The sequence below is a fragment of the Orientia tsutsugamushi genome (assembly GCF_900327275.1).
Taxonomy (GTDB): Bacteria; Pseudomonadota; Alphaproteobacteria; order Rickettsiales; family Rickettsiaceae; genus Orientia; species Orientia tsutsugamushi.
Map to the genome: position 1 here is coordinate 1,162,962 of NZ_LS398548.1, position 13,692 is coordinate 1,176,653.

General features: G+C 30.5%; 12 protein-coding genes and 4 pseudogenes. 9 read left to right on the forward strand and 7 right to left on the reverse strand.

The window, feature by feature from the left end; all coding sequences use genetic code 11:
• Window positions 1-474: 474 nt before the first annotated feature.
• The gene (gene hemB, locus DK405_RS06125) at window positions 475-1,494 is read right to left on the reverse strand and encodes a porphobilinogen synthase (protein ID WP_045912560.1); all 1,020 of its coding nucleotides are present in this window, start codon (window positions 1,492-1,494) and stop codon (window positions 475-477) included.
• A gap of 170 nt (window positions 1,495-1,664) precedes the next feature.
• On the opposite strand from hemB, the gene tolQ reads away from it, so the two are divergent.
• From tolQ to DK405_RS06140, 3 genes are all read left to right on the forward strand, one after another.
• Window positions 1,665-2,354 (forward strand): protein TolQ, encoded by a 690-nt coding sequence (gene tolQ / locus DK405_RS06130; protein WP_045912561.1) that lies wholly within the window; start codon window positions 1,665-1,667, stop codon window positions 2,352-2,354.
• A 5-nt stretch (window positions 2,355-2,359) separates the two neighbouring features.
• The gene (tolR, locus tag DK405_RS06135) at window positions 2,360-2,818 is read left to right on the forward strand and encodes a protein TolR (protein ID WP_011944822.1); all 459 of its coding nucleotides are present in this window, start codon (window positions 2,360-2,362) and stop codon (window positions 2,816-2,818) included.
• Window positions 2,819-2,942: 124 nt separating this feature from the next.
• Window positions 2,943-4,043, forward strand: a complete 1,101-nt coding sequence (locus DK405_RS06140; protein WP_231967660.1) for a hypothetical protein — start codon at window positions 2,943-2,945, stop codon at window positions 4,041-4,043.
• Between the two features lie 92 nt (window positions 4,044-4,135).
• On the opposite strand, the gene DK405_RS06145 is transcribed toward DK405_RS06140, so the two are convergent.
• The 4 genes from DK405_RS06145 to dnaQ form a co-directional block, all read right to left on the reverse strand.
• Window positions 4,136-4,927, reverse strand: coding sequence for an NAD kinase (locus DK405_RS06145; protein ID WP_045912563.1), 792 nt, complete (start codon window positions 4,925-4,927; stop codon window positions 4,136-4,138).
• Window positions 4,928-4,943: 16 nt separating this feature from the next.
• Entirely contained in the window at window positions 4,944-5,978 is a 1,035-nt protein-coding gene (gene tsaD, locus DK405_RS06150) for a tRNA (adenosine(37)-N6)-threonylcarbamoyltransferase complex transferase subunit TsaD (protein WP_080946455.1), read from the reverse strand.
• Window positions 5,979-6,001: 23 nt separating this feature from the next.
• Complete coding sequence (locus tag DK405_RS06155; protein ID WP_045912565.1) at window positions 6,002-6,511, reverse strand: CarD family transcriptional regulator; 510 nt, start codon at window positions 6,509-6,511, stop codon at window positions 6,002-6,004.
• A gap of 219 nt (window positions 6,512-6,730) precedes the next feature.
• Window positions 6,731-7,399 (reverse strand): DNA polymerase III subunit epsilon, encoded by a 669-nt coding sequence (gene dnaQ, locus DK405_RS06160; RefSeq protein ID WP_045912566.1) that lies wholly within the window; start codon window positions 7,397-7,399, stop codon window positions 6,731-6,733.
• A 744-nt stretch (window positions 7,400-8,143) separates the two neighbouring features.
• On the opposite strand from dnaQ, the gene DK405_RS06165 reads away from it, so the two are divergent.
• The 6 genes and pseudogenes from DK405_RS06165 (at window position 8,144) to DK405_RS06195 (ending at window position 13,146) form a co-directional block, all read left to right on the forward strand.
• Window positions 8,144-11,581 (forward strand): hybrid sensor histidine kinase/response regulator, encoded by a 3,438-nt coding sequence (locus DK405_RS06165; protein ID WP_064612806.1) that lies wholly within the window; start codon window positions 8,144-8,146, stop codon window positions 11,579-11,581.
• A 52-nt stretch (window positions 11,582-11,633) separates the two neighbouring features.
• Window positions 11,634-11,777, forward strand: a pseudogene (locus DK405_RS06170) (transposase); the annotation flags it as partial.
• A 385-nt stretch (window positions 11,778-12,162) separates the two neighbouring features.
• Window positions 12,163-12,258, forward strand: a pseudogene (locus DK405_RS06180) (IS5/IS1182 family transposase); the annotation flags it as partial.
• A gap of 35 nt (window positions 12,259-12,293) precedes the next feature.
• Window positions 12,294-12,617 carry a hypothetical protein gene (locus DK405_RS06185; protein WP_064612805.1) on the forward strand — a complete coding sequence of 108 codons (324 nt, stop codon included), beginning with the start codon at window positions 12,294-12,296 and terminating at the stop codon, window positions 12,615-12,617.
• Window positions 12,617-12,907 (forward strand): annotated as a pseudogene (locus tag DK405_RS06190) (TraE/TraK family type IV conjugative transfer system protein); the annotation flags it as partial. The gene DK405_RS06185 and the pseudogene DK405_RS06190, both read left to right, overlap by 1 nt.
• 56 nt (window positions 12,908-12,963) lie before the next feature.
• Window positions 12,964-13,146: a conjugal transfer protein TraB gene (locus DK405_RS06195; RefSeq protein ID WP_080946490.1), complete on the forward strand. Its 183-nt coding sequence runs from the start codon at window positions 12,964-12,966 to the stop codon at window positions 13,144-13,146.
• Window positions 13,147-13,166: 20 nt separating this feature from the next.
• Here the strand turns inward: DK405_RS06195 and DK405_RS06200 are convergent.
• Both DK405_RS06200 and DK405_RS14130 read right to left on the reverse strand, forming a co-directional pair.
• Window positions 13,167-13,262 (reverse strand): annotated as a pseudogene (locus tag DK405_RS06200) (IS5/IS1182 family transposase); the annotation flags it as partial.
• 132 nt (window positions 13,263-13,394) lie between these two features.
• A complete protein-coding gene (locus DK405_RS14130) occupies window positions 13,395-13,526 on the reverse strand; it encodes a transposase (RefSeq protein ID WP_458693001.1) in 132 nt (43 codons plus the stop codon).
• Window positions 13,527-13,692 lie beyond the last annotated feature (166 nt).

A 13,692-nucleotide genomic window follows, 5' to 3' on the forward strand; every position in this document is an offset into this window, starting at 1 on the left:
TTTATATCAGAAAGATTGCAAGTAGCATAATACTAAGAACGATCAAGAACTTTGGATCTAGCTATAAAAAAAGTTTTTATTATTCAAAAGAACAATATGTTAAGAAATGAATTCACAAAAACAATTAAGATAATACCAAAAGACAAGATAGCACTTATTGATGAGTCTGGAATGAAGATACTGCATACCGTAACTATGGAGGTAGCAGGCGCTATGGTAAAAAAGCTTATCAACATATACAAAGAGTAAGTATGATATAGCTAGGCCACTATAAAACAGTTATATGATATACTTTTTGAAAAGTATATCTAGATCATGGTGATAGCCAAACTATTGTAACTGTTTTATAGTAGTTTAGCTATAATTTCCGATAAGCTCAGATTACAACTCATTTTACCTTTGTATTTAGGATTTGAAGCATACATTTTTTTTATTCCTTTTTCAAAATACTTGCAAAAATCATTTATACCTAAATCATATCGAATGATTAGCTGCTAGAAACCTTGCTAGTTTAATCGCAGCATAAGTAAAAATTGCTGTTGCGCCTGCTCTTTTAATACATTGAATTGATTCTAATATTGCTTGATCAAAGTCCATGCAACCATTAAGAGCTGCATACTTTATCATAGAATATTCACCGCTAGTTTGATAAGCAAAAACTGGAATATTAAAATTATTTTTAACATTAGAAATTATATCTAAATATGTCATAGCAGGCTTAACTACTACCATATCTGCTCCTTCTTGAATATTAATTTCTACTGCTTTTAATGCTTCTCTAGTATTACGATAATCCATTTGATAAGTTTTTTTTGAGGATGGTCCAGAAGATAATTTTGCTCCTACTACATTACGAAATGGACCATAAAAATTTGATGCATATTTAACTGCATAAGATAAAATAATAGTATTACAATACCCTTTGCTATTTAAGGATCCTCGTATTGCCTTAACCCTACCATCCATCATATCGGATGGGGCAATTATATCAGCTCCAGCATCAGCTAACTTTAGTGATTGCTTGCATAACACTGCTAAAGTCCTATCATTATCTATATCAAAACAATCATCAGTTAGTAATCCGTCATGGCCATGTATAGTATAAGGATCCAGTGCAACATCAGCAATAATTCCTACTTTTCTAAAACGATTATTACTTTTTAATAATCTAATAGTTTGACAAATAAGGTTATTAGCATTACAAGCTTCTGCTGCATCATTACTTTTTTGTGCTGCAGAAATACTAGGAAACAATGCAACAGCTTTTATACCATAATCAATAGCTTCCTCAACTTTCTGCAAAGCTAAATCAGGTGAAACAATTTTAACGCTAGGCATAGTGTTAATTATTATTTCTTTATTCATACCATCAGTAATAAAAATCGGTAAAATTAAATCTGAAGACAAAATACTTGTCTCTGCAACTAAATCTCTTAGCCATTCATATTGTCTATTACGTCTTAATCTTACAAATTTGCAACTCAAGTAATCCATTAAAATAACATCCTTTTTAATAATTAATTAAATCATTCAATAATGCAAAGCAATATCTTAATCTTATTGCGTGGTTAAAACACTTTAAGTATACTGGAAAGTAAAACTTAACTCCTATGATAAGGTAAAGTATAATTATGAAATTATTTAAATTTAAGAATAAGTATTAAATGCTAGAACATTCTTCTCTAACTTCTCAAATCTCTATTATTTCAGCGTTTTTATCAGCAGATATAATCTGTAAAACAGTTATGGTTACGCTAATTATATCATCAATTTGGTCCTGGGCCATAATTTTTTATAAATACTATCATTTTAATAATATAAAAAAAGAAATAAATACATTTAATAAACTCCTGCAATCTAATCAACAAGTAGATGAGCTATATAGTAAAATCAACAAAAACAATGGTAATTCCATATCATCAATGTTAACAATAGTTTTGAATGAGTGCAAAAACGAACATAATGTAACTGCAGGTAATAACAGTAATTTGAAAGATAGACTTTTGTATACAATCGAGTTAACAAAAAATCAGATATCAGAGCAATTAGAAACCTACTTAATTGTTCTTGCGACAATTAGCTCCACAGCACCATTTATAGGGTTATTAGGCACTGTGTGGGGCATTATGCATAGCTTTCAAGCAATCGCAGCTACAAAAAATACCAGCATAGCAGTTGTAGCACCTGGTATAGCAGAAGCGTTACTTGCAACTGCTATCGGATTATTTGCAGCTATTCCAGCTGGAATATTTTATAATATATTAACTCATAAGTTATCATTGATAGAAAATAAATTAGAGAATTTTATTAGAAAATTTTATACTGTATTGTGTAAAACAATAGACAAAAAATAATCAATATGGACAACAATACAATAAATGCTATTAGCAATGTATTCGCTAAAAAGCGCTCTAAGAGAGCATTAATTAGCAATATAAATGTTACGCCTCTAGTAGATGTAATGTTAGTATTATTAATTGTATTTATGGTCACATCTCCAATGTTGACTTTAGGCGTTAATATTAATTTACCTAAAACTAGCGCAAGTCAACCATTATCAGAACAAAGCGAACCTTTAACTATTAGTATTGATAAAAGCAATAATATATATATATTTAAAACTAAAATCAGTAAAACACAATTAGTCAATAAGCTTAAAGCACTTACTAGAACTAAAGGAAAATTTAATACCAGAATTTTTATCAAAGCAGATCAAAATTTGCAGTATGGTGAAATAGCAAAACTACTTGCTGAAATTACAAGTGCAGGGTTTACAAAAGTAGCTTTAATTACAGATAACTGTAATGAACACAAGTAATAATTTTTATGTTTTCTTTCTTATATCATTTAGTTGCCACTTAATATTAAGTTATGTAGCAATATTTTTTACTTCACAACAACCTCAACTTCATAATAAAATAATCAGTCTTGAGCTTGTTCAAATGAATAAAGTAACCAATAAAACAACCAGCAATGCTCAAAAAGCAACCAATAACAAACAAACCACTTTTCAATTAAAACAAAACAATCTTCGCAAACCTAATATAAAGCATAATGCTAGAAATAATCTAACTAATTATAACTCAATTAGCAATAAGATAAAGCCTATTACTACTCCTGCTCCATCACCTACTTTACCTATAACTCCTAAAGTTACAGAGCCACCTTTAAAAATCGACTCTATCGAACAAAAAGCTAGTACTTCCAATGTTCCAGAAAAAATTGCTTCCGCTCCTCAAGCTACACCGAAAGTTATAGAGCCACCTTTACAAAGCTCACCTATCGAACATAAAACTAATGTTGCTACTACAACAGAAAGTAATGCTTCTACTACTCAGCTTATAATTCCTAAAGTTACAGAGCCGCCTTTACAAAGTAGTTCTATCGAACAAAAAGCTAGTACTTCCCATGTTCCAGAAAAAATTGCTTCCACTCCTCAAGCTATACCGAAAGTCATAGAGCCACCTTTACAAAACTCGCCTATAGAACATAAAACTAATGCTGCTACTACAACAGAAAGTAATGCTTCTACTACTCAGCATATAATTCCTAAAGTTATAGATCCACCTTTAAAAAGCAGTCATATCGAGGATAAAACTAGCGTTCCTCATACTACCGATACAAGTCATTCAATTACTCAAAAGAATAATCTTGCTACAAGCAATATCGCAGCTGAACAACAACATATAGCTAACAATCATGCTAGCAGACAAAATACTAATAATACTAATAATACTAATAATACTAATAGCACAAGTTATACAGACACAATTAAGTATCAAATTCAAGCGCATTGGAATCATACTATAGGATTTATACCAGGAATCAGTACAGTATTAATGGTAAACTTAACATTAGATGGCACAATTGAAAATATTACAGATATTAGTCATAACTGCCCTAATAATAATACTACAGTTTGCAATGTATTTATTCAAAATGTTAAACGAGCAATTTGGGCGGCAAGCCCATTTCAAAAGTTGCCAAAAGAAGAATACAATGCATGGCAACAACTTGTTCTTGAGTTTAATCCTGAAGATTAAGTATTTTCAATACTCTTGATATATTACTACATTGATATGTAATAGCAGGTTCTTTGCATACTAAAGAAGAAATTTTTTCCATTTTGATATTTCTATGTACTAAATTGTTCTTTAAGCAATTTATATTCTAGATCACTTTCAGCGTTAAAAAGTAATTTAACTTTCTGATCTTGAGCTTCTGTAATATTTACAGTAGTAACATTATAAATTTCTTGTAAATCAGCTGTAAAATACCCTGGCCTTGTTGTATAATCATGTATAGTAATATCGATACTGCTACGATTGTGTATTAATGCTCCATGCCATCCTTTTGGCCTAAACGGAGATATTGCAGTAATTGATAATAAATTTGCTGCCAATGGTAACACCATTCCTCCAGCTGCATAATTATATGCAGCGCTACCAACTGCTGTTGCTACTAATACACCGTCTCCAAATAAATTAAGTCGAAACACATTGTTAGTTTGAATATCTAGTTTAATTGCTTGAGAGCTATACCGTAAGATAGTACACTCATTAAAAGCAAAACAAATTTTTTCCTTAGTAGCATCGTTATAGGCCACTTTAGCTCGTAAAGGATGAATTGAAACTACTTTAGCAGAGCTAATTTGTTCTATTAAATCGTGCTTATTGTTATAGCTATTCATTAAAAAACCTAAATTTCCAACATTAATACCATAAAAGCCTACGTTTAGATGCAGAAAATTTTTTAAGGCATGTAAGAATACACCATCATCACCAATAACTATGATAGTATCAATACTATCACTGTAATTATCTTTATCACTTAATGGTAGAATACTATATTTTTGTTGTAATTCATTTGCTATCTGGGCAGACTTAGCTAAGTTAGAAGTAAAATATCTTATGTTTTTTACATTCATGAATGATGCTATTAAATTAAAGTTCTTCAACACTCCATTTAGCTCTTGGAACAAAATTACTACTAAATAAATTAGCGTTTAATCTTTCTATTCCTACCCAAGCTATCATTGCTGCATTATCAGTACACAAATTGCTAGGTGGAGCAACACCGCAATAGCCATATGTACTAGCTAAATTAAATATTTCTTGTCTCAGATATTGATTAGCTGCTACTCCTCCTGATATAACAAAATAATTCTTCCTATTAATTTTAAAATTATTGCTACAATAACTTTCAAACAATTTAATAGCATTAATACTACGGCACAGTAGAATCTGAACTACAGTGTATTGAAACGAAGCGCATATATCACAAATTACTTTTTCAGATAAAGATTCTATACTAAATATTAATTGCTTAACTGCTGTTTTTAATCCAGAAAATGATAGATCGCAGCCAGGTTTCTTTGTCATTGATAATGGTAAAGAATATTTGTGAGGATCACCTTTACTAGCTAATTTTTCAATGATTGGTCCTCCAGGATATCCAAGTTTTAATAGTCTAGCTGTTTTATCAAATGCTTCACCAACAGCATCATCAATAGTCTGTCCTAAAATCTTATATTTACCAACTCCCAATACTGCAATAAATTGGCAATGCCCTCCAGAAACAAGCAATAACAAATAAGGGAAACTAATGTCCTCGTTTAGCCGCACCGCTAGTATATGCCCTTCTAAATGGTTTACCGCAATGAAATCTTTGCCTAAAGCGCATGCAATTGCCTGCCCAAATACTGAGCCTACTATTATCCCCCCAATTAAGCCAGGCCCAGATGTAGCTGCAATTACATCAATATCTGTCAAATTAATTTTTGCTTGATTTAAAGTCTCTTTCATAGCATATTGCAAATTTTTCAGATGAGCCCTAGCTGCAATTTCAGGTACTACACCGCTATAAGGAAGATGTTCAGTATATTGAGAAATTACTACATTAGCAATTATCTCTCTATTACTATTAACTATAGCAATAGCTGTATCATCACAACTAGACTCAATACCAATAACATTCACAATAAACTTCTTATGTATGTTGATTATACAGTATTTCTATTTTTCAAGATTTCAGTTAGCTTTTCAATTATTTCTTCATATTTTACAGATTCCAAGATAGCTAACTCTCTTGCAAGTCTAGTTATTGCTGACTCATAAATTGTCCTTTCACTATAAGAGCGATCAACTTCAGCATTTTTATACAAGTCTCTAACTACTTCTGCAATAGAACAAAGATCTCCAGAATTAATCTTATTTTCATATTCTTGAGCACGGCGGCTCCACATCCTATTCCCTGGTTGAGATTGACTGCATAATATTTTATATATTTTATCAGTGTCAGTTTTATAACTAATCGCTCTTAACCCTGAAGCACTTTTACTATTTACTGGCACCTTTAAAGTCATTTTATCCATTGGAAAGGAAACAACATACACCCTTAACTCTTTTCCGCAAAATACTTGATTTTCAATACTAATTACCTCACCTACTCCATGAGATGGATAAACTACCTTATCTCCAATCTTAAATTGTTCCTGTTGTTGATGTTCCATACTTTCAGTATAATCTTTAAATTTTTTACATACCTTAAATTATAAACCTTGAAAGCTATAAAAAAACCTCATATAGCTTTTGAGTTACAACAAGTTAATAAAGTTTTTGTAAAACTAGCTTTAAACACAATTAAATATGCTACCAAGCGGTAATTATACCATATTTTATTTCTTACTTCAAGATACTTAATATACAAAAAATAAATACTATAATTCTTTTTACAAATGCTTATGAATTTTAGATAACAATTGTTGATGTTGTATAATTTCATCGCATGTAGGCTCTACAACTACTGTATTGTTAATGTTTGTAGCACAATTAGATATTATTATCTCTTTGTTATGTTTAGTATCATCAAGTAGAACTACCTGCATACCACGCATCATACGCCCATAAACTAAAGCAAGCAACTGAGCATCCTTTAAAGCTCCATGCAGAAGCCTATCTGAAGTATCAATACGAAATTTATAACATAGTGCGTCTAGATTCACCCTTTCTTTTGGAAAGCGCTTTCTGGCTAATGTTAAAGTATCTATTACACAAGTATTTGGAATAGCAGATTTACGAATTCTAAATAATTCAGAATTTAAGAACTGCATATCAAAATTTGCATTATGCATAATAAGCTGCGCTCCGTCAATAAATTGCAAAAACTCATCAACAATTTCTCGAAACTTAGGCTTATCAGAAAGAAAATCACGAGATAATCCATGTACTTTATATGCTTCTTTAGATATATCTCGCTCTGGATTTATATAGTAATGAAAAGTGTTGCGTATTTCTGTACAATCGCTATCTAACTCAACTGCACCTATTTCTATAATTCTATGTCCTTGCTTATGGTCAAGACCACTTGTTTCTGTATCTAATACTATCTTTCTTTGCATATTAACTACTGTTTATTGGTTTAAGTAGACTTATAATTTAAGTTTACTATTTGTGCAATACAAATATAACCATACTTAATCTTAGCTCAAGTTAAATATGCGCAGAACAATGAAAGGAGGAAGAATAAGAGTTACAGCGATAAATTAATATTAAAAAACAGAAAAATTATAAGAATAAAGAAGATATATATAAAGACAGACATACTACCATAAGAAACCATACAAACTGCTACACTTTCTATAGCAAAGACTTTTGTATAATAGAGAACTTTTTCAAATTATTCTGAATAAAAGAAGCACAAAAATACATGTTTAACTCTACACATCAGTATTAAATAAAGTAATGATTTTTATTTCAACTAGATTTTGTGCTACAATATTTTATATCAAACTTTGATTACGGTATGCTATTATATTACTGAAATCTACATAGTCTCTATTTCTATTTATGTAGTTAGATCTTCATTTTCAACTCTGCTCTTTCTATAGCAAGCTTATATACTCTTCATAGCACATTCAAGTAAAACTGCCTACACTGTTTGTTTACACTAAGCTAAAGAATTTTCTACTAAAAGTATGATATTGACAATACTAACATATTATATCACTAATTAATTATTAAGTTAGTTGTAGCTAAACAAATAAAGCTTTATACAAGCTAAGCACATTGATATAGTTAAGGTTTATTATGTGTCTTAATATTATTTATATACATACAATAACATGAGAAGGAGTAAGTTTTAAATGCCTGCATTGAATATAGACCTAATTTTAGTTGGATTATTCTTGATAGCTAATCTAGCTATCGGGTTATGGTATGGAAAAGAAGTAAAGTCTGTTAGAGATTATGCACTCGGCGGACAAAATTTTAGTACAGCATCACTTGCCTCAACTCTTATAGCTACCTTTATTGGTGGTAGTACTTTTAGCTTAGGATTATATGAGATATATGCACTTGGGATACTTGCAGTACTTCCTATTATTGGGCAAATACTAGGGTTACTTTGTTATCCTTATATCTTAATTCCAAGAATGCAGGAATTTTTTGGTAAGGTATCTGTAGCTGATGTAATGGGTGATCTATATGGTAAGCATATTAGAATCATAGGAGCTGCCTGTGTTATCATCAGGTCTGCAACAGGGATTGCTATGCAAATTAAAGTTTTTTCTACAATATTTAATCATTTTTTAGGAATAGATAGTGTATATGCAACCGTAATTAGCAGTATGGTAGTTATTATATATTCAGCATTTGGAGGCATTAGAGCTGTAGTATTTACTGATATTTTTCAGTCTTTAGCATTTGGAGCATTTATTCCAACTTTAGCAATACTGATTTGGGGAATGTTAGGTAGTTGGGAATCTATAGCAAATACTTTAACTACAAATCCTATATTTGATCCTAAAATATTGCTAGACTATCATAATATCAATACATTACAATATTATGGAATATTTTTTTATTGTTTTTTACCAGATACAAATCCAGCTATGTTTCATAGAATTTTAATTTCTCGTAATACAGTACAAGCATCTAAAGCTTTTAAAATTATGATCCCAATGCATTTGCTATTTTGCGTGTTTGTTGGATTTATAGGATTAATACTGCTATCATCACATCAAAACATAGAAACTAATAATTTAGTACCGTATATAATAGATAGCTATGCATATCCTGGATTTAAGGGATTAGTAGTAATTGGAATATCTGCAATGATTATGTCAACAGCAGACTCATATATTAATTCTGCCTCAGTTGTCTTTGTAAACGATTTGTGTAAACCCTTAGGATTATTTCAAACTAATGCAAAATTAGAGATTATAGCAGTTAGAATATTTTCCATATTTATTGGTATATTGGGATTATGTATGGCTCTTTCGCAAAAAAATTTGATAGGTATATTATTATTTGGAGCTAGTTTTTATAGCCCAATAATAGGAATACCAGTAATGTTTACAATTTTAGGATTTAGAACTACTACTAGAGTTATAGTATCAGGTATGATTGCTGGAATCTCAACTACATTTATTTGGAACAAATTTTTTAATGCAGCATTACCAATAGGTGATTTAATGCCAGCAACTATAGCAAATTTTGTTGTAATGATGATAATGCACTACTGTCTTAGGGAGCCAGGAGGGTGGGTTGGGCCTAGTGATCGCAGGCCACTAAATGTTCTTAAAGAAAAACGCAAGCAACAGATTAATTCTATTTCAAGCTTCTTTAAGTCTTTATATCATAGTTTTAGCTGGGATAATATTTGTGCTTACTGTAATAATGAAACATTTCGTGGGAAGCACTATTATATTGAGTACTCCGTTATTACAGCTGTATCGTTAATGGTTATGTCATTATGTGGACAAGTAGAGCATAATGTAGCTTCAGCTTGGTTGATTACAAAAGTGTCAGTTATACTTTCAGGGTTAGTGATGACTACAGCTTTGCTATATAATAATAAATGGAATGCAGATTTTCGAACTAAATATTTAGGGCTGATTTGGCATATTACGATATTTTATACTTTAGTATTTAGCAATACTCTATTAACTATGATTGGTGGTTCATCTCCAATATTACTAATGTGTTTTATATCTAACTTAGTTGTAGCAGGAATATTATTACAATGGCATACAGCTTTGTTTATGATATTGTTAGGTGTACCAGTTGGGGCAAGAGTATTTAACATATTAGCTAGTTGGCGAGGTTACTTAGCTGATTATAATGAAGTTGATAATAATTTAGGGATGTATGTCATATGGGCATTAGCATTATTGGGCGCTATACTATTGTTCATTAGATTAAGACAAAATCAATTTGTAGATAACACTAGATCTATGCTAGAGCTAAAAAATGATGTTGATGTTCTTAATCTGCGTTTAAATACTAAAAGCCAAAAAATGGAAATACTTCTTAATACTGAAAAACATATACTTAATAATTTAAGTCATGAAATAAAGTCACCATTATCAGTCGTCCGCACTACTATTAATTTACTAAGCAAATTTTTACCAAAATACTATAAGGACACTGAGATGATTCTCAAAGAAAAAGAAAGAGTATTAACTATGGTGACATTAGCAAATTCTGGTATCGAGAGATTAGTAGCATATAGCAATAATTTGTTTGATTTATCAAAATTTGCACAAGGGCAGATGATATTTGATATAGAGCTTAATAACTTTCAATTAATGCTAAAAGAAATAATTGCTGAGTGCAACAAAGTAAATGTAGCTGAAAAACATATAATTAGTTTAAACTATGTTCCTCAAGCTGAGACAATGTTTGAATTTGATCATACTAGAATTAAAACTGTGATGCTGAATCTTATTTCAAATGCGATTCAATATTCTCAGTCTGGTTTGATTCTAATTACAGTAAAGCCATATAGATCTGGAGTAGAAGTATCAATTGAAGATGAAGGAGTTGGAATACCAGAAAATGAGCTAGAAGCAATCTTTGTACCATTTGAGGAAAGTAGCAGAACTAAATCTAAGGCTTGTGGCCGTGGGTTAGGGTTAACACTTGCTAGAGAAATTATATTAGCACATCATGGTGAAATTTGGGCAGAAAATCGACCTAATAATAGAGGAAGCAAATTTACTTTTAGATTACCATTACGACAGCCAGAAGGCGGCTTCAATAAAGCTGTTTATAGTAAAAGTGAGGTTTTTGGTAAAATATATAAAGACAGAATAGCTAAATTATTAAAAGGATTTGGTTATGAATGCAACTCCATTAATTCTCTCAAGGAGCTTGAGAATCATATTAGAGTTAATAAAAGCATTTTAATAGTTGATGATGATCAAAATGTTTTGGATGCAATATCTTTAGATATATATGCTGAACAATATACTCCAGAACCAGTTAATAATGCTTTTGAAGCTGTTAAGTTGATTAAGGAAAATCCATTACAGTACTCTTTGGTATTACTTGATATGGTGATGCCTGAAAAAACCGGAGAGCAAGTTGTGCAGGAAATTTATACAGTAACAAAAATGTATGGTATTCCTATTATTATTATTTCAGGTTATAGCCAAACCTATGAAACTAAAAACCTGCTTTATTCTATGGGAGTAGTAGCCTTCATTGAAAAACCTTATACCTATAATGAGCTTCGTAATGTTATCAACCACTACCTTAAGCAAACAATTATTCCCCTTCCTTATTCTTATCTCCCTTAGATTACATTCATCTTTTATGTTAGCTATTAGAGTTCAGATAGGCTTTTTGAAAAGTATATATTACATCAATTCTACAAAGTTAGCAATTTGTCATAATAAACGTACTTCCAGCAATAGAGTTTTTAACAGATTTTCTAAAATTGGTAAGAGTAGTTATGGCTGGTTCTTAGGCTTTAAGCTTCATCTTATAATCAATAAGATGTGCTATAGGTAAAAATGCAAAGGTAGATCAAATATAAGGAAGAAGAAAAGTTAATTTTTATTAACTGTTACACTTTATAGAACCTACTATTAACTTGTGTTAACTTTTATTAATATTTTTAATCAAGCTTCAACTTTAACTATAAATATAATACAATATTTGTCAATATAACAAAAAAATTAAAGCAAAAGGTTGACAGAAAATTTAGGAAATTGGTAGCCAGTTTTTAATCTAGAGGTTAATCTAATGGTCGAAAAATATATGCAACCTGAGATTAAAAAGTGATTTTTAAGTTATATGTATTATGAACAAATTAGTATAAAAAATTTGCTATCAAATAAACAGTATAATAGACCTCTTTCGAAACTGGTTAAAGTAGTTCAAAATTATTGCTGACAAATATCGAAATAGATGTAAAAGATTCGGCCTTAGATTTAATTTGATCTTTGGCATTTATAATTTTGAACTACTTTAACCAGTTTCGAAAGAGATCTATTATAGAGAAATCTCATGCTACAATTGCGGCTGAAGGTGATTATGCAAAATCAAAAATTATGTTGGGCATTATCGAGGCCGTTGAAGTATATGGGTTTGAGCATTGATGAATGGGTAGTAGTGCTAGCTGGAGTAGCTCCAGGAATTGTACTAGTAAACAGCAGGCATGCTAAATTAGGCCTAGCATTTATGGTTGGAGGAATTGCTCTATGTTATTGCTTTAAGAAATTTAAGAAGGTATCAGAGAATTTTTTGCTAAAAAGTTTTTTAGTAGCTAAAGGTTTATTGCCAGCTCCATTAGGATATTCAAGATTGCTGGGCAAAAAAGTTGGCAAATAATGAATCATCTCTTTAAGCAAAATGCTATACAAGAGCTGGTTAAATATAATAAATTCTTACTTTCTGTAACTATATTGCTAGCTGCAGCTAATATAATTGCGATAATGGCTGCAATTACCAAAGAAGAAAAGTGGTTATTAATTCCAGCAATGGAGCCTGATCGTAAAATGACGGTTTCATCAAAAAATTACCATGAAACCTATTTAAAGAAATGGGCAATTTTTATGATGAAAGGCTTGTTGACTACTTCTCCAAATGAGGTAGAAAGGCAAATAGCTGACATGAAGCTGGAGCTAGCAATGCTTTTGATAAGCTAGCTAATTTTGCTATAAAACGAGCTGATTCCATGAGCCCAGTCATTGTTGTTGCCTCAGGTAGAGTCATAGATGTTGTATTTAAAAAAGGTTTTGACTTACGTGAGCACAAGAAGAAGCCACATAAATTAACTTATTCACAATCAACTAACAATGAAAAAGTTAATTTGCATAATAAATTTGACCAATCACAAAGGTTAGAGGAGCATTTATAATAGACCTCTTTCGAAACTGCTTAAGGTAGATCAAAATTATAAATGCCAGAGATAAAATTAAATCTAAGACCGAATCTTTTACGTCTATTTCGATATTTATCAGCAATAATTTTGAACTACTTTAACCAGTTTCGAAAGAGGTATAATTATGTTTTAATGTAGGTATATAATAGCTAAACCAGTATAAAACAGTTATGTTATATACTTTTTGAAAAGCGTGTCTAAGTTACAGTGATATTTCATTCTCCTTAATTTAGCTTGAAACTATTTTTTTCAATAGAATTTAAATCAGGAGAATAAGGAGGTAAATACTCTAATATATGTTTATCTTTTTCTATCATGATTTTTAAATGAGGACTTTTATGAAAACTTTGTATTATTGATCACAACTACAGAATTATTAGGTAATTTCTGAATTAAATCATGTTCTATGCAACAGTTTAAAATAGCAGTATTAACATTGCATTCAAAATTGATACGGTTGCAGAGATTTATCTACTAATGCTCTTGCAGCTAAGTCACTATAAAACAGTTATATGATTTACT

What these genes read in the sequence shown, in the direction of transcription:
- DK405_RS06195 (WP_080946490.1), top strand. Translation starts at nt 12,964, where the DNA reads ATGAGCCCAGTCATTGTTGTTGCCTCAGGTAGAGTCATAGATGTTGTA.
- DK405_RS06140 (WP_231967660.1), top strand. Translation starts at nt 2,943, where the DNA reads ATGAATAAAGTAACCAATAAAACAACCAGCAATGCTCAAAAAGCAACC.
- DK405_RS06145 (WP_045912563.1), bottom strand. Translation starts at nt 4,927, where the DNA reads ATGAATGTAAAAAACATAAGATATTTTACTTCTAACTTAGCTAAGTCT.
- hemB (WP_045912560.1), bottom strand. Translation starts at nt 1,494, where the DNA reads ATGGATTACTTGAGTTGCAAATTTGTAAGATTAAGACGTAATAGACAA.
- DK405_RS06155 (WP_045912565.1), bottom strand. Translation starts at nt 6,511, where the DNA reads ATGGAACATCAACAACAGGAACAATTTAAGATTGGAGATAAGGTAGTT.
- DK405_RS06185 (WP_064612805.1), top strand. Translation starts at nt 12,294, where the DNA reads ATGCTACAATTGCGGCTGAAGGTGATTATGCAAAATCAAAAATTATGT.
- tolR (WP_011944822.1), top strand. Translation starts at nt 2,360, where the DNA reads ATGGACAACAATACAATAAATGCTATTAGCAATGTATTCGCTAAAAAG.
- tolQ (WP_045912561.1), top strand. Translation starts at nt 1,665, where the DNA reads ATGCTAGAACATTCTTCTCTAACTTCTCAAATCTCTATTATTTCAGCG.
- DK405_RS06165 (WP_064612806.1), top strand. Translation starts at nt 8,144, where the DNA reads ATGCCTGCATTGAATATAGACCTAATTTTAGTTGGATTATTCTTGATA.
- dnaQ (WP_045912566.1), bottom strand. Translation starts at nt 7,399, where the DNA reads ATGCAAAGAAAGATAGTATTAGATACAGAAACAAGTGGTCTTGACCAT.